At 61.4% G+C, this 19,820-nt stretch carries 16 protein-coding genes and 1 pseudogene; 4 read left to right on the top strand and 13 right to left on the bottom strand.

The annotated features are described in order from the left end of the window. Positions 1-163: 163 nt before the first annotated feature. Positions 164-1,195, bottom strand: coding sequence for an aromatic ring-hydroxylating dioxygenase subunit alpha (locus EGJ09_RS07945; RefSeq protein ID WP_125923579.1), 1,032 nt, complete (start codon positions 1,193-1,195; stop codon positions 164-166). 108 nt (positions 1,196-1,303) lie between these two features. On the opposite strand from EGJ09_RS07945, the gene EGJ09_RS07950 reads away from it, so the two are divergent. Both EGJ09_RS07950 and EGJ09_RS07955 read left to right on the top strand, forming a co-directional pair. Continuing rightward, positions 1,304-2,236 carry a LysR family transcriptional regulator gene (locus EGJ09_RS07950; protein ID WP_231995286.1) on the top strand — a complete coding sequence of 311 codons (933 nt, stop codon included), beginning with the start codon at positions 1,304-1,306 and terminating at the stop codon, positions 2,234-2,236. 465 nt (positions 2,237-2,701) lie between these two features. Then, complete coding sequence (locus EGJ09_RS07955; protein ID WP_125923580.1) at positions 2,702-2,890, top strand: hypothetical protein; 189 nt, start codon at positions 2,702-2,704, stop codon at positions 2,888-2,890. A 410-nt stretch (positions 2,891-3,300) separates the two neighbouring features. On the opposite strand, the gene EGJ09_RS07965 is transcribed toward EGJ09_RS07955, so the two are convergent. From EGJ09_RS07965 to EGJ09_RS07980, 4 genes and pseudogenes are all read right to left on the bottom strand, one after another. After that, complete coding sequence (locus tag EGJ09_RS07965) at positions 3,301-4,068, bottom strand: hypothetical protein (RefSeq protein ID WP_125923581.1); 768 nt, start codon at positions 4,066-4,068, stop codon at positions 3,301-3,303. A gap of 200 nt (positions 4,069-4,268) precedes the next feature. Beyond that, positions 4,269-4,634 (bottom strand): annotated as a pseudogene (locus tag EGJ09_RS07970) (magnesium chelatase domain-containing protein); the annotation flags it as partial. A gap of 113 nt (positions 4,635-4,747) precedes the next feature. Next, positions 4,748-5,629 (bottom strand): OmpA family protein, encoded by an 882-nt coding sequence (locus tag EGJ09_RS07975; RefSeq protein WP_046786909.1) that lies wholly within the window; start codon positions 5,627-5,629, stop codon positions 4,748-4,750. Then, a complete protein-coding gene (locus tag EGJ09_RS07980) occupies positions 5,626-6,450 on the bottom strand; it encodes a motility protein A (protein WP_119688061.1) in 825 nt (274 codons plus the stop codon). The genes EGJ09_RS07975 and EGJ09_RS07980 overlap by 4 nt, the downstream gene beginning before the upstream one ends. Positions 6,451-6,732: 282 nt before the next feature. Between EGJ09_RS07980 and EGJ09_RS07985 the strand changes: the two genes are divergently transcribed. After that, positions 6,733-7,785 (top strand): flagellin, encoded by a 1,053-nt coding sequence (locus EGJ09_RS07985; protein ID WP_046786911.1) that lies wholly within the window; start codon positions 6,733-6,735, stop codon positions 7,783-7,785. A gap of 164 nt (positions 7,786-7,949) precedes the next feature. After that, positions 7,950-11,357: a tetratricopeptide repeat protein gene (locus tag EGJ09_RS07990; protein WP_125923582.1), complete on the top strand. Its 3,408-nt coding sequence runs from the start codon at positions 7,950-7,952 to the stop codon at positions 11,355-11,357. 18 nt (positions 11,358-11,375) lie between these two features. Here the strand turns inward: EGJ09_RS07990 and EGJ09_RS07995 are convergent, their stop codons facing one another. From EGJ09_RS07995 to flhD, 8 genes are all read right to left on the bottom strand, one after another. Then, positions 11,376-12,698, bottom strand: coding sequence for a UDP-glucose/GDP-mannose dehydrogenase family protein (locus tag EGJ09_RS07995; RefSeq protein ID WP_125923583.1), 1,323 nt, complete (start codon positions 12,696-12,698; stop codon positions 11,376-11,378). Positions 12,699-12,723: 25 nt separating this feature from the next. Then, on the bottom strand, positions 12,724-13,416 hold the full coding sequence (locus EGJ09_RS08000) for an RNA polymerase sigma factor FliA (protein WP_046786914.1): 693 nt from the start codon (positions 13,414-13,416) through the stop codon (positions 12,724-12,726). Between the two features lie 161 nt (positions 13,417-13,577). Beyond that, a complete protein-coding gene (flhA, locus tag EGJ09_RS08005) occupies positions 13,578-15,671 on the bottom strand; it encodes a flagellar biosynthesis protein FlhA (protein WP_046786915.1) in 2,094 nt (697 codons plus the stop codon). Continuing rightward, positions 15,668-16,837, bottom strand: a complete 1,170-nt coding sequence (gene flhB / locus EGJ09_RS08010) for a flagellar biosynthesis protein FlhB (protein WP_046786916.1) — start codon at positions 16,835-16,837, stop codon at positions 15,668-15,670. The genes flhA and flhB overlap by 4 nt, the downstream gene beginning before the upstream one ends. A 100-nt stretch (positions 16,838-16,937) precedes the next feature. After that, complete coding sequence (motB, locus tag EGJ09_RS08015; protein ID WP_046786917.1) at positions 16,938-17,813, bottom strand: flagellar motor protein MotB; 876 nt, start codon at positions 17,811-17,813, stop codon at positions 16,938-16,940. Beyond that, positions 17,810-18,688 (bottom strand): flagellar motor stator protein MotA, encoded by an 879-nt coding sequence (gene motA / locus EGJ09_RS08020; RefSeq protein ID WP_046786918.1) that lies wholly within the window; start codon positions 18,686-18,688, stop codon positions 17,810-17,812. The genes motB and motA overlap by 4 nt, the downstream gene beginning before the upstream one ends. A gap of 95 nt (positions 18,689-18,783) precedes the next feature. Next, positions 18,784-19,350, bottom strand: coding sequence for a flagellar transcriptional regulator FlhC (gene flhC / locus EGJ09_RS08025; protein WP_046786919.1), 567 nt, complete (start codon positions 19,348-19,350; stop codon positions 18,784-18,786). 3 nt (positions 19,351-19,353) lie between these two features. Beyond that, the gene (flhD, locus tag EGJ09_RS08030) at positions 19,354-19,689 is read right to left on the bottom strand and encodes a flagellar transcriptional regulator FlhD (protein WP_046786920.1); all 336 of its coding nucleotides are present in this window, start codon (positions 19,687-19,689) and stop codon (positions 19,354-19,356) included. Positions 19,690-19,820 lie beyond the last annotated feature (131 nt).

Below are 19,820 nucleotides of genomic sequence, written 5' to 3' on the forward strand. Positions count from 1 at the left end.
AGATGAAAAAGATCGCTTGGGCTTGTTGCCCTAAGTCATTTGCCTGTGTGTGAATTGGGAGAGCACTCTCACGAGCACTGGCTAGTGGTGCGGGCCTCGCGACACGTGGGAGCATGCCACGCAAGCTCCCCACGGCTATTAGTTAGGTAAACCAATCGCGTACTTAGCTCAGGAAAAACTGACTTAGTCCTTGGCTTCGCAACCCTTTGCGGTAAGCAATCGAGCTCATGTCCGCCGGGATATGTACTTCTAGGGATGGATCGAGTGGCAGCCGCTCCGGTTTTTGAGCTTCGACAATAAGGCGATCCTCTTCGAATACCTGAAAGTTGAAGCTATGAACGTCCTCTACAGGAATATTTTTGTCAAAATTGCGCGCGATCGGGGCAAACATTCGCGTGTATTTCGCCGATACGGGGGAAGCAGCATTCATGATGACCAGCCGACCGTCGTTCGGAAAATGCACCGTCAAGGTAGCCGTGAACGGCAGGTGTACCTCGAAGTGTCTCAGCCAAGTGAAATCAGCCGGAACGTCAGCCTCCACGCCGATCGGGTAGTTTGCCACTGTGCTTAGATAGCGAACTTCAAAACCCTGAGGTGTTTCTGCGGGACGATAGGCAGGCACCTCAACGTTGTTCGGATTGCCAAAAGTGTCCGTGTGAACGAAGCCAAAGTGAGCCACGTCGAGGAAGCCCTCAAGCTGGCGCCCCGCAAATGCCTTAACGTCGAAAGCCGGGCAAACTATCTGCTGAAACCCCGCATCTTCCCAATGAGGCATGTTCGGAATGTCGGCTTGATCGTTCTGCGGATCAAGGCATGTCCAGATCAGTCCATAACGCTCGACCGCAGGATACGTGTAAAGCTGCATACGACTCGGGATAGATCCATTGGGACTTGCCGGAACCTTGTTGCATTTGCCTGCGTGACCAAAGCGCAAGCCGTGATAGGGGCAAACTACACCTTGGCCGTCGCTCTTCCCCATACTCAGCGGAACGCCACGATGCGGGCATACGTCTCGCGCCACGACCAACTCCTCGCCTATCCGATAAACCACCAGCGGCTCGTCTAGAAGCATCGCTTTGATCGGTTCGACGCCCACTGTGATTGACTCGGTGATTGGGTACCAATGCGAAGCGAGGATGCGCCAGTCACTTTCGACAAAGGTGCAATTGAGTGGAAGAGTACGGTCTTTGATCATGGGCATAAGCCTCGTCAGCTGCCGGAACGGTCTGAAAGTGCGCTCTGAGGCGCTTCGGTATGGACTTTAAGAGCCCGGCGTGATGAACTCAAACATCGATTTCTCATCATGGCGTTGCAAAAAACACAACACATGTTCCCGTTCTCTCGGTTCACCAGGTACTTTCTCGAGGTCACCCAGCACCGCAGCATCCGCCGAGCGGCGGAGGTTCTGCACGTCTCAGCCTCGGCTATTGATCGGCAGATTCTTAAGGTTGAGGAAGAGCTTGGAGTGCCCTTATTTGAGCGGCTCCCGAGCGGTTTGAGGCTTACGTCCGCAGGCGAATTAGTATTGGCCAATGCCCGTCAGTGGCAGAAAGAATATGCTCGCACCCGTGAGCAGATTGACGAGATGCAAGGGCTGCGCCGTGGTCATATTGATATTGGATTGATCGATGCGCTTAGCGAAGGAATGGTAGCTGAAGCCGTCTCGACCCTCATGCAGCAGAACCCGGGCTTCACATTTGGTATAAAGGTTGCAGACAGCCAGAATGTCGCAAAAATGATTGCCTCTGCTGATGTGGACTTCGGCTTCGTTCTGGATGCTGTTGCAGGGGCTGAGCTGTCGGTGACCGCAAGCACAGTGATCAAGATGGGTGTTGCCATGCCCACTTCCCATCCCTTGGCGGGTAGGAAGACCCTACGGCTGAGCGATACTCAGGATGAGACAGTGATCTTCCCTGCTGCTCCCCTGGTTGTACAAAAGCACGTGCATGCGCTTCACGATCATTTGAGGCTAGATGTTCGGCAGCGCGTAACTTGCAACGATTTGCGCATGATGCGTTCGTTAATTCGCGCCGGAGTGGGTGTCGGGATTCTGTCTTGGTTAGATGTCGCAAGCGAAGTGGAAGCGCAAACCATTGCCTTCGTCCCTCTTGACGGCATCCACGTCAGTCATCCAGTTCTTTCCATTTGTGTAGCTCCTCATCGCCAACTGTCCCGTGCGGCATTGATGGCATTATCGGATTTACAGAAACGGATGGCTGACCTGATGCGATCTTAATATCTTCATCCATCAACCAGTTGCTGCGGCTTGCGGGCTCGGTGCGACGGGCCTTTCAAGATATATCGCACATCAGAAATTACACCGTTGATTGGAGGCTACGGCTCTTCATAGCCCTGCCTATAACGAATGACCGCTTCTGGCCGGAAACGGACCTACGTCGATGGATAATCTCGTGATGCTAATTGCGAAATGCCATGACCTTTACGATGGCAGTGGGTCTCTCATGGTCGACCTTCCTTCCGACCTCTTAGAAATCATGAATCTTATTGTTGGTGACGCGCTGAGTACCGAACCGTTTAACAGAGGCGTAGCGCTCAAGCCAAATTATGATGAAGATACTGTGTGCTGAGTCAGCTGCCGTCGCAGAGAACGAAGGCTCGGTATCCAACGACGCCGGAATGAGTTGACATCCTGACAGCAAAGGCTAGCTTGAGTCCAAGCGAACAGATCCGGGATGCCGACATGAAAAACCAAGAAAATGAAGAAGTGAAGGCGGCGGCGTGTGCGAAGCTAAAAAAGATTCAACAATCGGCTGGCTATAAAAGCTTTTTTAATGAATCTGCAATTGAGGCGTTTGGTCGCGTTCAGGCCCTTGAGCGGAAAAGCTTAGGCTGCGCCAGCCCGAATTTCTCATGCGATTGTGTGATCTGAATTCGCGGGGATATGGGACGGCAGCTTTGACCAAAGCGGACATCCATGCACGGAGCGTTGTATTTTGCCTGAGCGCATATAGTGAGGATGGTGCTAGCGATATGGGTGATTCATTTCAAACGATTGTGATTTGTCAGGACCCAGGCGATGGCAGCAGAGACGTGATAATCAACCTTACGCCAGATGTTCTAGCAGCGATGAATGCTCGTCTTGGTGATACTTTCAGCATCGAATTGGTCAACGGATCGATCGTGCTGAAGCCAATACGTGACGCTGGGACTCGATCCTGAGGGTGCTATCGATCACGAGCCGGCCTACGCATAAGCCGCCAGTAGCCACAAGAATGCGGCTCTATGCCATCCGTTAGGTCTCCGGTGTCAAATTCGCAGCGCGCACGAGGCGCGTGCTCTTCAAGGTGGGCCGTCTGAGACGCTGGCATCATTTCTTTTACGAGAGGCTGATCTCTTGGTGGGAGGCTTTGTGAAGGCAGTGAATACGGCAGTAGAAGCCCCAAGAACTTTTTCTAGCCTTTCTTGCAAATCGGGGGAGAGCCAGGAGCCGCGGTTCAAGCATTTCATGACTTCATCAAGTTGGCCTGCGCTGAGCGATGTCAGTACATTTTCTTCAACTGCATGCAACAGCACTAATGTGCCATTTCGGAGACGGCTAGTTCCCTTGACAGCGCCATGAATCCGCCCCAGTTCCTCGCTAACGTCCTGCCCCTTCAAGTCTTGAAGCCATTCTAGGAGAGTCGGGTGTGCGAGCACGTTTGGCGTTTTATTAGGGAGCTTGCTTGGTAAACTACGCTTCACCTCCGCGAGCGTCAGTGCTGGCCAATCGTCTGGGCGCGGTCGGGCGTAGTATGAAAGTGGCCATATGGCGTTGTAGGCGTACCCAAGTGGCACACCCAGCCGCTCGAATTGTAGGTTGGCTTCATGTTGTTCCAGATCGTAAGCTGGAAATTTTCCCGAGCAGCAGTCTAGTTCCTTGATTTCCAAAAGGATTACCTGTGCATCATTCAGCCGGCCGACAAGATCTGCACAGAATTTTCGAAGGGTTGCCCCCTGTTGTACTGCATATGGCGGAAACAATTCTAACAATGGCCCCCCGGGCCGATCGCAATGAACCTCTAAAGCCCCCGTGATGGCGGCTTGCAGGACATTTTCTTTCTTACCCAATTCTAACCGCTCCAGGCTAGTTGATCCGCAGCATCCAGTGAGCTGATGGTTCCTCGTTTTGAGGTTTTGAGCATACAGGAGTCCAGGTTATGCTGAGCAAGCTCTCGGGGATCAACATAGATCAACCAACCAAAAGGAGATCTACGTTGCCAGTGCAGAAATTAAAGTGAGTTAACGTGGATTGCTGTTGACGATCCTCCTAAGCCCTGCACCGGGCGCAGCTTGCCCGAAAGCGCCAGCTCGCCCAGGCATTCGATGTCGGCCAATGTTGCCACCGGCACCTGGCCGTCAGCGGCAAGGATGCCCAGGGCGATGGCCAGGTCGTAACGCCCGCCATCCTTGGGCAGGTCTGCCGGTGCCAGGTTTTGAGTGATGCGCCTTTGCGGGTAGTTCAGCCCGGAGTTGACGATGGCGCTGCGCACCCGGTCTTTGCTTTCCTTGACGGTGGTTTCGGGTAGGCCGACCAGGGTGAGGTGGGGCAGGCCATTGGCCAGGTGGGTTTCGACGCTGACAGCAGGTGCCTGCACGCCAACCTGGGCGCGGCTGTGGACGAGGGCAAGGGACATGGACGCTCCGTTGTCGCGAATAGGGGGCCGCTTCCTGCGGCTGGCTCAAGCATAGTGAGTGGCCTGATGGCCCTGCAGAAAAAAGTGCTTCCATGTCTTTCTGCAGGGCTGCATCACGGTTGTGGTCGTTGCTCCAGTGTCAGCTCGACCCGGCGATTTTCCGCCCGTCCTTGTACCGTGGTGTTGTCGCCCAGCGGTTGGGTATCGGCCAGGCCCACGGCACTGAGCCGGTCACCGGCGATGCCTTGCTGCTGCAGGTAGCGGACCACGCTGCCGGCCCGGGCGCCGGAAAGCTCCCAGTTGGACGGGTAGCGCGCGCTGCGGATGGTGCGCGTGTCGGTATGGCCTGCGACGACAATCCGGTGCGGCACCGTGCTCAGCACCCGCGCCAGGCGTTGCAGGACCTGCATGCCCTTGGGGTCCAGGTCGGTCTGGCCGGAAGGGAACAGGATGCTGCTGTCGATGCGGAAACTGACGCTGCGCTCGTTGCGGATCACTTGCACATCGCTGCCCAGCTGGTCCACGGGCAACGCTGCCAGCGGGTCGGGTTCCGGTTCCGGGGCGGGGCTGGCAGGGGCTGTTTCTTCGGCAGCGACCGGCTCGTCGGCCACGGGTTCGTGTGGCGCGACTTCGCCGACGCTGGAGGGGACCAGTAACAGCGCACCCGGCGCATCGACGTGCGTCAGGCTGGCGATGTCGAACGGCAGGGCCAGCTTCGCAGGCGCTTTTGGCGAAGGGATGCGGTTGATCATCGCCTGGGCTAGCATGGCCAGGACCATGACCAGCAGCAGGGTCATCAGGTCCAGATAAGTCAGCATCCAGCCTTCGCTTTCAGCTTCGTGCGTGGGGTCATCCAGCCAGTGCGGGGCGGTTGCCGCACGCTTGAGATTGCACTGGCGCTGCCGGGCCTTGTTCAGCTCGGTTTCGAGGGCGCGCTGGTGCGCCAGCCAGTGGCGGTTGTCGGCCAGGCTGCTGGGCGAGGCATCGGGCATCATGGGCGTCGGCGCCAGGCGAGTGACAGCGGCTTGCGGGCGGGGCGGGGGCCTTCGTCCTGCAGTTCGTCATGATAATGGGCGACGAAAGCCTTGAGCGTTTCGCGCATCAACCCCGGGCTGCGTTTTCTGGCCATCATCGAAATGCCTTGCAGGATCATGTTCATGATCACCACGCGCCGCTCCGTACGGCGCTCCAGCTTGACCGCCACCGGCTTGAACAACAGGTTGGCCAGCAGCACGCCGTATAGGGTGGTGGTCAGGCTCAACGCCATCTGGCGTCCGACACTGCCCAGGTCGCCGTCGCCCAGCACAAACACCATGTTCACCAGGCCGACCAGCGTGCCCAGCATGCCAAAGGCTGGCGCGTAGCTGGCCATGGCGCGGAAGATCTGGGCTTGGGCGCGCTCCTTGGCGCGCAGCCGGGTAATGCGCCATTGCATGAGTTCAAGAATGTCCTCTTCGCCTACCTGGTCGACCAGCAGTTGCACACCGTGGCAAATGAACGGGTTGCGTACTTGCGCGAGGGCGTTTTCCACGGCGCGGCTGTCACCATCGATCCAGCGGCGGGCGAGGTTGACCAGGTCGTCGATATCGAGCTCGGTGCGCTCACGCTCGGTTCGCACAACGGCTGCGAACAGGCCCGGCACGCGCCGCACCTCTGCCATGGGGTAGCTGATGCAGGTGGCGGCGAAGGTGCCCAGCACCACGATGCCCAGGCCAGGCAGGTCGATGAGCAGCGACGGTTGCTGTGCGCTGAACAGCAGCAGGACGGTCAGCAGGAGCAGGCTGGCGAGCAGGCCGACCAGGGTCGATGGGTTCATGGGCACTCCCGTTGACGGCACCCGGCCGTAGACAATGATGTGCAGCGTTATAGCGCCGCCGGGGTGTGGGCAAAGGGGCTAATACAGGCACTTTTGCTGTTCAGCTTGAGCGACCGGGCAGCCGGTGGCGCGCCGTGGGTGGGGGAAATTTTTTTCAGTGTGGCGCTAAAGGTCGGTTTTCCGTGCGCCGATGTTCGCGCTGACAGCAAGACAACGGCGCTGAGCGCGTGGAGCGCCGCCCCGTGTTTGCCACAAGTGCCCACCCACGAAAGGAACTGCAAGATGTCTGTGATCAATACCAACATCACCTCGCTTATCGCCCAGCAAAACCTCAGTGCTTCGGAAAGCAGCCTGAGCACCTCGATCGAGCGCCTGTCCTCGGGCCTGAAAATCAACAGCGCCTCCGACGATGCCGCTGGCCAGGCCATCGCCAACCGCATGACCTCGCAGATCACCGGCCTTGAGCAGGCAAGCAGCAACGCCAGCGACGGCATCTCCCTGGCGCAGACCACTGAAGGTGCACTGGACCAGGTGAACGACAACCTGCAGCGCATCCGTGAGCTGGCGGTGCAGGCATCCAACGGCACCAACTCGCAGTCCGACCTGCAGTCGATCCAGGACGAAATCACCCAGCGTCTGGACGAGATCGACCGTATCTCCGAACAAACGTCGTTCAACGGCGTCGACGTGCTGGCCAAAGACCAGACCATCAGCATCCAGGTAGGTGCCAACGACGGCGAAACCATCGAGATTTCGCTCAGCGAAATCAATGCCGAGACCCTGGGCCTGGGCGACTTCAACGTCAACGGTTACGACACCACCCTGACCGCCACAACCCTGACCGACGACTCGGGTACCGCGATCACCTCCACCAACACCAGCTATGTCGACAGCTCCGGTACCACCGTCAGCGGTGGCACATTGTCGGAAGACGCCGATGGCAACTACTTCCTGACCGTTGGCGGCAAGACCTACGCGGCTGAAGTGGACACCACCACCAGCGGCTCCACCACCACCGCGACCATCACCATCGATACCGACAACGCGGTCACCAAGAAGTCCACCAACACCCTGACGTCGCTGGACAACGCGCTGAACACCATCGACTCCATGCGTTCGGACCTGGGTGCGATCCAGAACCGCTTCGATTCGGCGATCACCAACATTTCCACCACGGTGACCAACCTGACGTCTGCCCGCTCCGGCATTCAGGACGTGGACTACGCCACTGAGGTATCGGCCATGACCAGCGCGCAGATCCTGCAACAGGCAGGTACCTCGGTGCTGTCCCAGGCCAACTCGATGCCGCAACAGATGCTGTCGCTGCTGCAGTAATAAAGCCAGGAGCGCGGCGCACGCCGCGCTCTTCGCAGGCTTACCGGCGATTGGGGCGCAAAGCGCCCCCGACCCTCCAGATACAGCGCCTTATCCGGGCTTTGACCTGGCCAGCACAGGGATAGCATTCAAGCTAGAGTCCCTCTGCCACAAGGCCGTTCTTCATGCCCAAGCCCCAGCGCGCCCGCACGCCAAACCCCCGTCATACCCAGGCCCCCGTCGATCTCGCCCAAGCGCGACGCCACTGCCAGCGGCGCCCGGATGACGCAAGTGCGTGGCAAACGCTCGGCAACCTGCAATTGGCCATGGAGCCTGAGCAGGCCCTGGCCAGTTTCGAGCAGGCCCTGCAGTTGCTGCCGCACGACCCGCACACACTTGAACTGGTGGCCAAGGCCGCGCAGAAGCTGGGTGACAGCGAGCGCGCCGAAACTTTGGCCACACAAGCACTGGATCACGCGCCACACTTCCCCCCGGCCCATCACCGGCTGGCCACGCTGCATTTCGAGAAAGGCCGTTTCACCCAGGCGCTGCAGCACATCGAGCAAGCGCTGGCGGGGCAGCCTGACGACTGCCGCATGCTGGCCCGAAAGGGGTTGATCCTCGGCCGGCTCGACCGCCACGGTGAAGCCATCACAGTGTTCGAGGCACTGGTCGGGCGGGAGCCGAAGGACTACAGCCATTGGAACAACCTGGCCAACCTGTGCAAGGACATCGGCAAGCTGGCGCTGGCGGACGAGCATTACACCCGCGCCATCGAGTTGGCCGGGCGCCGGGACGTGCTGCCTTACTCCAACCGCCTGACCACGTTGCACTACGACCCGCGCAGAAGTCGCGAGTACATTTTCGAGGTGTGCAAGCAGTGGCAGTCCCGTTTCGGGCCTGCCGTGGTGCCGCCCCGCCCACAAATGATCGACCTTGCACCGGACCGGCTGCTGCGGGTCGGGCTGGTTTCCGATGGCCTGCGCCAGCATCCGGTAGGCAACATGATCGTCGGAGTGCTGGAGCGTTTGCCCAGCCATCAGTTCCACCTGTTCGCCTACAGCAGCAGCCAGGTCAGCGACCACCTCACCCGTCGCATCCGCACACGCATGCATGCCTGGCGATCGATCAAGCACATGGATGATCAGCGCCTGGCGCAGCAAATCCGCGACGATGGCATCGACATTCTTATCGACCTCAGTGGCCACAATGCTGGCAACCGCATGGGCAGCATGGCGTTGCAGCCCGCCCCGCTGTTGGTGAAGTGGGTTGGCGGGCTGATCAACACCACCGGGCTGGATGCCATCGACTACCTCCTCAGCGACGCCATCGAGTCGCCGCCAGGGGAGGATGCGTTCTACACCGAAAAGCTGATCCGCCTGCCCGACGACTACATCTGCTACGACCCACCGCCCTACGCGCCAGATGTCCTACCGCTGCCAGCCCTGGCCAATGGTTTCATCACCTTCGGCTGTTTCAACAACCCGACCAAGATCAACGATGAGCTGCTGGCGCACTGGGCTGCGCTGTTGCACGAGGTGCCCGATTCGCGCCTGTTGCTCAAGGGCAGCGCTTTTTCCAACCCCGAGCTGCGCCAGCATGTGCTCGAGGTGCTGGGCGCGCAGGGCATTGTGCCGGAGCGTTTGCAGGTGGAGGGGCCGGTGGGCCACAAGGCCCTGCTGGAAAGCTACAACCGGGTCGACATTGCGCTGGACCCATGGCCTTACTCCGGCGGCCTGACCACCTGCGAAGCGCTGTTGATGGGCGTGCCGGTGGTCACCCTGCCTGGCCCTACCTTCGCGGGGCGCCATAGCGCCACACACTTGGTCAATGCCGGCCTGCCCGAGCTGGTGGTGAGCAGTTGGGAGCAGTACAGGGCGCGTGCCGCCGGACTGGCCGGTGACCTGAGCAGCCTTGTAACCATTCGCAGCTTGCTGCGCGGGGTGTTGATGAACTCGCCGGTTTGCGACAACCAGCGTTTCGCCAGCCACTTGAGCAGTGCGTTACGGGCCATCTGGCAGCGTCATTGCGCCGGCCAGGCACCCGCCGCGTTGACGTTCGACAAACAGGGCCAAGCCTTCTTCGAAGGTGAGCACGACGCCGTTGCGCTCTGCCACCCTGCGGCGCCAACGGCAGACGGCGGCTTCAGCTTCCGATTTCAGGGGCGTATCGTCACCCTGGACCATGGCGCCACGTTGCTGGCATCGCCACGATTCGTTGGGTTGCAGCGGATGGGCGTGCTGTCGACCATCGCCTTCGACCCGGCCGGCCGCATCGGTAACGCCGAACAGCTGGCCCAGTTGGGGGAGTTGCACTACTACCCCAATACCGCGCTGGGCGACGGGCGTGCGGTGACGTTGCGCGCCTGCCTGGACCCTGCGCTGAGCGCCACGCTGGAGCCATTGCCTGTACCCGGACCGCTGCTGCCCTCGCAGGTTCTGGCTCGTCTGCCGCTGCCGTCGCTGCGGCTGGATGCCATCGAGGGCTTGGGCTCGGTGGATTGGCTGTTGCTCGACAACCTCAACGACAGCGTAGCGCTGCTCGAACATGGCGCGCGAACACTGGCCAACACGTTGCTGGTGCAGGCCCGTATCAACTTCTCTGCGAGCCATGAAGGCCAGCCGGACATCGCCGCTGTCTCGCAGCGCCTGGCATTGCTCGGCTTCAGCCTCTGTCGGCTGCACAACCAGCAGTACCGCAGGTTTGCTGCGCAGGATGAGGGCTGTGCCGACCTGGCCGCGTCACAACTGGTCTGTGCCGATGCATTGTTCTTGCCCAATGCCGAGCGCATGGCGGCGCTCTGCGAGAACCAGCGCCGCAAGCTGGCGTTCCTGCTGCACACGGTCTACGACGCAAAGGACGTGGCAGTGCACCTGTTGCGCGGGCTGGGCGACGAAGTCGCGCAGCAGTACCTGCGCCATTGCCAGCCCGGCCCGGGCAAGCCCCATGCCCCGTGTGATGCACCGCCGGCGGCGGTGCCAAGCGTGGCGCCAGCACCCTTCCAGGCGCCGCAGTTGACCTTCCCGGCCCAGGTTGCGCGCTACGTCGAGAAGCTTTACAGCAAGGCGAATGTGATTCTCGAGTATGGCAGTGGCGGGTCAACCGTCCTTGCCGGCCGAATGCCCGGAAAGACCGTGGTATCGGTCGAGAATGACCTGCACTGGGCGCAACAGATGCAGCGCTGGATCGAAGCTGCCGCACTGCCCTCGGTGCCGCGCATCTATCCGGTCGACGTGGGCGCCACAGGCGCCTGGGCCCGGCCGAAAAACGCCGAAGGCTGGAAGCGGTTCCACAGTTATCCGTTGCGGGTATGGGATGAGCCGTTCTTCCAGGCACCAGATGTGATCCTGATCGACGGGCGCTTTCGCGTGGCGTGCTTCGTCACCGCCTGCCTGCGGGTACGCAAGCCGACCATCGTGCTGTTCGATGACTACCTGGACCGCCCGCACTATCACGTCGTCGAGCGCTTACAGGCGCCAACCGAGTACATCGGCCGTATGGCGCGCTTCGATCTGCAGCCGATGGCAGATATCCCGCGCAATGAGCTGACCTGGCTGGTGGCAAGCTTCAACGAGGTGGCATACGCCAGCTGAATCGGCGGGCCTGGAAGGTCAGCCTCGGCCAACGGCCCGATAGGTCAGGCCGGCGCTGGCGGCGGCCTGGGGGTCGTAGAGGTTGCGCCCGTCGATGACCACGGCGGTGCGCAACTGCTGGCGTAACCAGTGAAAATCGACGCTGCGAAACGCCTTCCACTCGGTACAGATCACCAGCGCGTCGGCGCCTTCGATTGCCTGCTTTCGGTCGCCGGCCAGCAGCAGGTCCTCACGCTTGCCGTAAAGGCGTTGGCATTCGGCCATGGCCTCCGGGTCGTAGGCCTGCACCCGCGCACCGGCGGCCCACAATGCCTCCATCAGTTCGCGGCTGGGGGCTGCCCGCATGTCGTCGGTATCGGGTTTGAAGGCAAGGCCCCACACGGCGATGGTCTTGCCTGCGAGCTCGCCGTTCAAGGCCTGCGCCAGTTTCCTGAACAGTGAAGCCTTCTGCCGCTGGTTGATCGCCTCGACCGCGTTCAGCAACTGGGGTTCGTAGCCGACCTCGCGGGCACTGCGGCTCAACGCCTGGATATCCTTCGGAAAGCACGAACCGCCGTAGCCGCAGCCCGGGTAGATGAAGTCGTAACCGATGCGCGGGTCGCTGCCGATACCGTGACGAACCTCTTCGATATCGACCCGCATGTGCTCTGCCAGGTTGGCCATCTCGTTCATGAAGCTGATCTTGGTCGCCAGCATGGCGTTGGCGGCGTATTTGGTCAGCTCCGCAGCCCGCAGGCTCATGAACATCAGCTTGTCGTGGTGGCGGTTGTAGGGGGCGTAGCACTCACGCATCAGGCGCTTGACCTGCTCGGAGCCCGTCCCCACGACGATGCGGGCGCCACGGGTAAAGTCTTCGATGGCGGCCCCTTCCTTGAGAAACTCCGGGTTGGAGCACACATCGAAGGGTATCGCCAGGCCGCGAGCGGCCAGTTCGGCCTTGATGGTGGCTTGGACCTTCTCGCCTGTACCAACGGGCACGGTGGACTTGCCCACCACCACCTTGTAGCCCTCCATGTGGCGACCAATGTCCCTGGCAACAGCCAGGACATACTGAAGGTCGGCCGCACCGTCTTCATCGGGCGGCGTGCCCACGGCGATGAACAGCACCTGGGCGAAGGCGATGGCCTGGGCGGCATCGGTGCTGAAGTGCAGGCGCTGGGCGCGCAGGTTGGCTTCGATCAGCAGGCCCAGGCCGGGCTCATGGATGGGCACCTCGCCGGCATTGAGACGCGCGATGCGTTGCGGGTCGATGTCCATGCACGTTACGTCGTGGCCCACATCGGCCAGGCAAGCGCTTGCCACCAGCCCCACATACCCTGAACCAAACACACTGATCTTCATGGCGTTCCTACCGTGTGGGGCGGGCTCAGCCCACCAGCGTTGCTTGCAGCCGTGTGATGGCCAGGCTGTGCAGCTGGCAGACCCGCGACTCGCTGATATCCAGCACCAGGCCTATCTCGCGCATGTTCAGCTTCTGCTGGTAATACAGGACCATCAGCAGCCGTTCCCGCTCGGGCAGGTTGTCGATGGCGCGGATCAGGCCGGTGCGGTTGCTCTCTTCGAGCAATGCATTGAGGGGGTTGGAGCCCTGTGGCTCGTGGCTTGCCAGGTAGTCATCGCTGACCTGGTCGATGGGCAGCATGTGGCTGCCGTTGATGTCTGCCAGCAGCTGCTGGTACTCGGCCAAGGCCATGCCCATGGCCGATGCAATCTCGCGTTCAGTGGGGGCGCGGCCGAGGCTGTGCTCCAGCCGGTAGACGGTTTCTTCCATCAGGCGGGCCTGGCGCCTGACCCTGCGCGGTGCCCAGTCACGCGTGCGCAACTCGTCGATCATCGCCCCGCGAATGCGGTGGGCGGCAAAGGTGCCGAAAGGAATGCCCAGTTCCTGGTCGTAGCGGGTCAAGGCATCGAGCAAGCCGATACTGCCTGCCTGAATAAGGTCCTCCAGATCGAAGCCGGGCGGCAGCTTGGTCTTGAGGTTCAGTGCATGCCGTTTGACCAAGGGCAAGTACTGCTGAAGCAGCTCATGCTGGTGCATCTTGCCTTGTGCCGTATACATCGTGCGTGCCTGTGCAGAACAAGTGTGGCGGTCAGGCATCCGCGCCGTTCGCAGACTGCGCGCTGCCCAAGGGGTAGGTTCAGGATTATCGGTGCTGCGTCCGGGCAGCTAAGCCCGGAACAACCCCATGCATGCAGGGCTATTCGCCCCTTAGCGGTGGGTTATGTGGTAGGTGCGCCGATGATGCTGGTGATCCGCAGTGTGCGGTCATCGGGCACTTCGCTCAGGGCGATGACCGTCAGCTGGCGCAGGCGCCGGCGCAGGAAGCGCGACAACACCAGGCGCAAGCGGTTGGGCACCACCAGCACGGCAGGGTCATTGGCCAGCTCCTGGCGTTTGAGCGCCAGGGAGGTTTCTTTCATCAGGGTGTCTGCCAGGCTCGGCTCCAGTGAGCCGCCGTTGCCGACCGCCTGCATCACCACCTGCTCCAGGTTGAAGTCCAGGCCCATGACGCGCAGCTCGGGCTTGTTTGCGTAGTACTGGTTGACGATGGAGCGGCCGAGGGCGACGCGCACCAGCGCGGTCAGCTCCTGGATATCCGCTGGCTGCTGTGCACCTGCGTGCTCGGCGAGTGTGTCGAGGATGGTGCGCAGGTCACGGATGGGGACGTTCTCTTCCAAGAGGTTTTGCAATATCCGCTGCAGTTGGGTCAGGGTCAGCAGCTTGGGTACCACTTCCTCGACCAGCCCTTTGCCGTCGCCGCCCAGCTTGTCCAGCATCTTCTGCACCTCGCTGCGGCCAAGCATGTCCTTGGCGTGCTGATGCAGTAGGTGGTTGAGGTGGGTGGCTGCCACGGTGCTGGCATCGACCACGGTATAGCCGTAGATCTGCCCGTGTTCGCGCAGGTTCTGGTCGATCCAGATCGCCGGCAGGCCAAAGGCCGGGTCCACCCCCTCTTTGCCCTCAAGCTGGCCGGTAACCTTGCCGGGGTTGATCGCCAGCCATTTACCCGGGTAGATCTCGCCACGCCCGACTTCCACACCCTTGAGGCTGATGATGTAGGTGTTGGGCGAAAGCTCGAGGCTGTCGCGCACATGGACCACCGGTGGCAGAAAACCCACATCCTGAGCGAACTTCTTGCGCAGGCTCTTGATACGGGTGCTCAACTCACCCTGCTGGCGCACATCAACCAGCGTAATCAGGCGGTGGCCCACACGCAGGCTCAGGGTATCGACCAGCTTCACGTCATCCCAGCTCGCCTCGCTGTTCTGTGCCGCGGGCTTTGGCAAGGCGGCCTGCGCTGGCGTCTGCTCAGCCTGCTGCTCCTCCCGCGAGAGCCACCAGCCCAGGCCGCCCAGCAGTGCGGTCAGCAGCAGGAATACCAGGTTGGGCATGCCGGGCACCAGGCCCAGCAAGCCCATCACCCCGGCCGTCATCATCAGCATTTTCGGCCGGCTGAACAGCTGGCCGATCATCTGCCGGCTGACGTCTTCTTCGGTGTTCACCCGCGAGACCATTACACCGGCGGCGATGGAGATCACCAGGCCAGGAATCTGCGCTACCAGGCCGTCACCGATGGTGAGCATGGTGTAGGTGTGCGCCGCGTCGGCGAAGCTCATGTCGTGTTGCAGCAGGCCGATGGCCAGGCCACCGACGACGCACACGCCCATGATCACCAGGCCTGCCACGGCGTCGCCACGCACGAACTTGCTGGCACCGTCCATGGAGCCGAAGAAGTCCGCTTCCTGGGCTACTTCCCGGCGGCGCTTGCGGGCCTCCGGCTCGCCGATGAGCCCGGCGTTGAGGTCGGCGTCGATCGCCATCTGCTTGCCGGGCATCGAGTCCAGGGTGAAGCGCGCGCCGACTTCGGCAATACGTCCGGCACCCTTGGTGATCACCATGAAGTTGATGGTGACCAGAATCATGAACAGTGCCAGGCCCACGGCAAAGTTGCCGCCCACCAGAAACTCGCCGAAGGCCTCGATGACCTTGCCAGCGGCATCGGTGCCGGTATGCCCGTGCATCAGGATGATCCGGGTCGAGGCTACGTTCAGCGACAGGCGCAGCAAGGTGGTGAACAGCAGCACCGAGGGGAACGATGAGAAATCCAGTGGTTTCTCGGTGAGCATGCTGACGATGAGCACCATGATGGCCAGTGCGATGTTGAAGGTGAACAGCAGGTCGAGAATGAAGCTGGGCAGCGGCAGGATCATCATCGACAAGATGAGCACGATCAGTATCGGGCCGGTCATGATCTTCAGTTCGGCGCCGACGGGCCAGTTGTCGCGACGGAACAGGGCGGTCAGGCCTTTCATGGGGTCTGTAGGTCCTCGGGTGAGTGGGGGCGTCGTCCTGGCTTGTCCATGCCCTCGGGAACGTCGAGGTTGACCGGAACGGGTGGCGTGAGTCCGCCCTGTTCACTGACGCGTTTGAGGCGGATGGCCCAGGCCACCACCTCAGCGACAACGGTGTACAGTTCGGCAGGGATCTGCTTGTCCAGATCCACGTGGAAGTAAAGGGCGCGTGCCAGCGGCGGTGCCTCGAGGATGGGCAGGTCGTGATCCTGGGCGAGTTCGCGAATGCGCAATGCCACGGCATCTGCGCCTTTGGCGATTACCCGCGGGGCGGCGTCCTTATCCTTGCGGTAGCTCAGGGCCACCGCGAAATGGCTGGGGTTGGTGACGATTACATCGGCCTTGGGCACCTTGCTCATCATGCGCCTGCGCGCGCGGGCCTGTTGCAGGCGGCGTATCCGTGCCTTTACGTGGGGGTCGCCGTCGGCATTGCGGTGCTCCTGGCGCACCTCTTCCTTGGACATGCGCAGGTTCTTCGCGTACGTCCACAACTGATAAGGCGTGTCGATACCCACCACCAGGATCAGTGCGGCCACGCAGGTTGCACAGGCTTTGGCAGTCAATGCCATGAGCGTCACCAGCGCCTGCTGCGGTGGCAGTTTTGGCAGGCCCAGCAACTGGCCGATATGGGCATCGAGAAACAGGTACAGCACGGTCCCGATCAGTGCCGCCTTGGCAATGGCCTTGGCCAGCTCTACCAGCACCTGCACGGAAAACAGCCGTGCCAGGCCGCTCACGGGGTTGAGGCGAGAAAAGCGGGGGCGCGCCGCTGCCAGGGTGATGACCAGCCCGCCGAGCAGGGTAGGTGCCGCCACGGCGGCGATCAGCATCAGGGCGAAGAAGGGCACCAAGGCGAGCAGGGCGGCGCCACCAAGCGCAGTAAAGGTGCTGAGCATGCGCGCGGGGTCGAACAGTTGCGCGCGATCGAACAGCAGTGCCTGTTCGACGATGCCGCCAAGACGGTCGTACAGGTGCCCGCCCATGCTCCACAGCCCACCTATGCCCGCCAGCAGCATGATGAACGTGCTCAGCTCGCGGGAGCGGGCGATCTGCCCTTCTTCCCGGGCTTTTTCGATGCGGCGTGGCGTTGCCGCTTCCGTCCGGTCTTCTCTGCTGGTTTCGGCCATGGTTCTCCAGGCAGCTGCACGCACCCGGGCGGGGAAGGGGGCGCTATTGTGTGCAACTGCCAGGCACGCTCATCCCGCGAAAAGCCGCCTGAATGCCCCGCTATTGTGGCGTTTGTCCAGGCTGCTCGGGGGGCAGCGGCTGGGTGCCGAATTCGTCCTGGTTGAGGATGCGCTTCGCGACCTGGCTGTCGAGCACGATGATCTCGATTCGCCGGTTGGTCGCGTCGAACGGGCCCGCGCCGGGAAAGCGGATACGGTCGGACATGCCGGAAACCCGCAGCAGTTTGTCCGGGTCCAGGCCGCCGGCCACCAGCTCTTGGCGGGAGGCTTTGGCGCGGTCAGCAGACAGGTCCCAGTTGCTGTAGGTGGCCTCGCCCCCCGGATAGGGATGGCTGTCGGTGTGGCCACTGATCTGGATGCGGTTGCGCAACTCATTGAGCACCGGTGCGAACGTGCGCAGCAGCTGGCTCATGTAGGGCGCTACCCTTGCACTGCCCAGCTCGAACATGGGCCTCTTGTCGGTATCGAGCAGTTGCACGCGCAGGCCTTCCGGGCTTAGCTCGATGGCGATCTGCTGTTTCAGGTCGCGCAGCTTGGGGTCACGCTCCACGGCATCTTCCAGCCGCTGTTTGAGGGCCTGAAGGTGGCGCCGCTCCTCGCTCGACAGGCGGGTCGGGCGCCTCGCCTTGCGAGCCATTTCACCCTCGGACAGGCTGGCGTCGGTACCGCCGCCGGGTATGGCGCTGGTGCTGGCGGAATTCTTGTCTCCCTTGCTCAGGGCTACCAGCAAAGGCGTGCTGAAGTATTGGGCGATGGCGTCCTTGTCGCCTTTGCCGGCGTTGGAGAGCACCCAAAGCACCAGGAACAGCGCCATCAATGCGGTCATGAAGTCGGCGAAAGCGATCTTCCAGGCACCGCCATGGTGCCCCCTGGCCGCCTTTTTCCTGCGCCGGACGATGATCGGCTGGTCACTCATGCCGTTGCCGGGCTCGGCTGCCCGATCCCCCCTCGCACATGGTTCTCCAGCTCATCGGCACTGGGCCTTTCCTCGCTGTGCAAGGCCTTGCGCCCGAACTCCACCGACAGTTGCGGGGGAATGCCCTTCACATGGGCCAGCAAGGTCACGCGCAGGCAGTGCAGCATCTTGGTGGACTCGGCCGTTTGCCGTTCGATGCGGCTGGCCAGCGGCGCGACGACGCCGTAGGCCAGGTAGATGCCGAGGAAGGTGCCTACCAGGGCGTGGGCGATCATCTGCCCCATCATGTCGGGGCCCACGTTCACAGCGCTCAGGGCCTTGACCACCCCGAGCACGGCGGCAACGATGCCGAAGGCGGGCAAACCGTCACTGATCTTGTACAACGCATCGGCGGGCAGATGGGCCTCGTTCTCGAATTCCTCGATCTCGTGCTGCATCAGCTCATCGAGTTCGTGGGCCTGTAGTGACAGGCTGATGAGCAGGCGCAGGTAGTCGACGACGAAGTTCAGCAGCAACGGGTCATTCAGCAGTTGTGGATACTGGGAAAACACTGGGCTCTGCTGCGGGTCGTCGATGTCCCGCTCGATGGCCAGCAGGCTCTCTCTGCGCGCCTTGTTGAGCAGGTTGTACAGCATGCCCAGCAGGTCCAGGTAGAACGCCTTGTCGTAGCCGGTGCTGCGCTTGAATGTCGAGATCGCGCCGAAGGTGGCGCGGATGGCCTTGCCGTTGTTGGCGGCGATGAAGGCGCCCAGCGCGGCGCCGACGATCATCAGCAGCTCGGTGGGTTGGTACAGCGGCCCCAGGCTGCCACCGGATAGCACGAAGCCACCCAGTGACGAGGCCAGTGCCACGAATAGACCTAAAAAAATGAGCACGTCGCCGCTCCTCAGCTTCCAGTGAATGTTCGCTGAAGATCGGCAACGACGAGAGGTGACTTGAAAGAACTTGTCTGGGAAGGGGTAAAGCCCGGTCAGCGCTGGCTGGCCGGGCGCAGGTTATCGAGGGTATCGGGCTCGACCTCGCGGCGTTTCAAGGTCTTGCCTGCACGCGAGGGTGGTTGGCAGATGCCACAGACATAGTTCTGCGTTGGTGAATAGGAGTGGGTGATGAACGCCCCTGAGCAGCAGGAGCAACGAATCTGCTCAAGCATGCCGTTCTCGACGAAGCGCACCAGCGTCCAGGCGCGGGTCAGCCCCAGCACCCGCTCGCCGTCGGTATCGCTGGCATGTTCCATGTACAGCCGGTAGGCCTTGATGAAGGCATCGATCCGGTGGCCGCCTATCTCCAGCATGCTGCGGTAGATGTTGTAGAACAGCGAGGAATGGATGTTCGGCAGCCAGGTCACGAACCAGTCTGTTGAAAAAGGCAGCATGCCTTTGGGCGGCGGGGCTCCACGTACTTCCTTGTACAGCCGGATGAGCCGCCCGCGGGTGAGCGACGTTTCCGTCTCTACCACCTGCAGGCGAGCCCCCAGTTGGATCAGCTCGATGGCCAGCTGTACCTGCTGCATCTCGGTGACCAGACTTTTCTCCGACATGGCTCAGACGCCGCTGCTGTGCATGCCATCTGAACGGTCGGCAGCCGCCATCAGCAGGGAAGTGTGGATTTCAACCATGCCCAGTTCGCGTGAGTTTTCCAGTGCCTTCGAAATACGATCGGCTTCTTCGAAGATGGGCCGGCAGATCAGTTGGTTGATCCTTGACAGTTGGGTCATCTGTTTGCTGCTCAGCCCGGTCAGCAAGTCCGCCATGTTCTCGCTGAGTTTCAGGCGAAAGATCGCGACTTCACGATCTTTGCGCAACATGTTCTGCGCCAGCAGCAGATAGGAAAGGTTGAGTTCCTGAATGTCTGCAAGGTAGCTATTGGTGTGCGGCACCGTTCTCCCCTCCTTCAAAAGTTGCTACGCCCCGATACCCCGTAAAACCTTTTTGCCAACCACGCCTGGTGCGGGCCCGAACACGTTCGAAGCCGTTGGTGCGAGCGTTTGGGTGGCCTGGTTTTTTCGGC

The organism is Pseudomonas sp. p106, assembly GCF_003936645.1.
GTDB classification, from domain to species: Bacteria; Pseudomonadota; Gammaproteobacteria; order Pseudomonadales; family Pseudomonadaceae; genus Aquipseudomonas; species Aquipseudomonas putida_E.

Bases quoted from the DNA above. Each gene is read 5' to 3' on its own strand.
- EGJ09_RS08000 (WP_046786914.1), bottom strand. From the start codon at position 13,416: ATGTATACGGCACAAGGCAAGATGCACCAGCATGAGCTGCTTCAGCAG.
- EGJ09_RS07995 (WP_125923583.1), bottom strand. From the start codon at position 12,698: ATGAAGATCAGTGTGTTTGGTTCAGGGTATGTGGGGCTGGTGGCAAGC.
- EGJ09_RS07955 (WP_125923580.1), top strand. From the start codon at position 2,702: ATGAAAAACCAAGAAAATGAAGAAGTGAAGGCGGCGGCGTGTGCGAAG.
- flhA (WP_046786915.1), bottom strand. From the start codon at position 15,671: ATGAAAGGCCTGACCGCCCTGTTCCGTCGCGACAACTGGCCCGTCGGC.
- EGJ09_RS07985 (WP_046786911.1), top strand. From the start codon at position 6,733: ATGTCTGTGATCAATACCAACATCACCTCGCTTATCGCCCAGCAAAAC.
- EGJ09_RS07945 (WP_125923579.1), bottom strand. From the start codon at position 1,195: ATGATCAAAGACCGTACTCTTCCACTCAATTGCACCTTTGTCGAAAGT.
- flhB (WP_046786916.1), bottom strand. From the start codon at position 16,837: ATGGCCGAAACCAGCAGAGAAGACCGGACGGAAGCGGCAACGCCACGC.
- flhC (WP_046786919.1), bottom strand. From the start codon at position 19,350: ATGTCGGAGAAAAGTCTGGTCACCGAGATGCAGCAGGTACAGCTGGCC.
- EGJ09_RS07990 (WP_125923582.1), top strand. From the start codon at position 7,950: ATGCCCAAGCCCCAGCGCGCCCGCACGCCAAACCCCCGTCATACCCAG.
- motB (WP_046786917.1), bottom strand. From the start codon at position 17,813: ATGAGTGACCAGCCGATCATCGTCCGGCGCAGGAAAAAGGCGGCCAGG.
- EGJ09_RS07950 (WP_231995286.1), top strand. From the start codon at position 1,304: ATGGCGTTGCAAAAAACACAACACATGTTCCCGTTCTCTCGGTTCACC.
- EGJ09_RS07980 (WP_119688061.1), bottom strand. From the start codon at position 6,450: ATGAACCCATCGACCCTGGTCGGCCTGCTCGCCAGCCTGCTCCTGCTG.
- EGJ09_RS07975 (WP_046786909.1), bottom strand. From the start codon at position 5,629: ATGATGCCCGATGCCTCGCCCAGCAGCCTGGCCGACAACCGCCACTGG.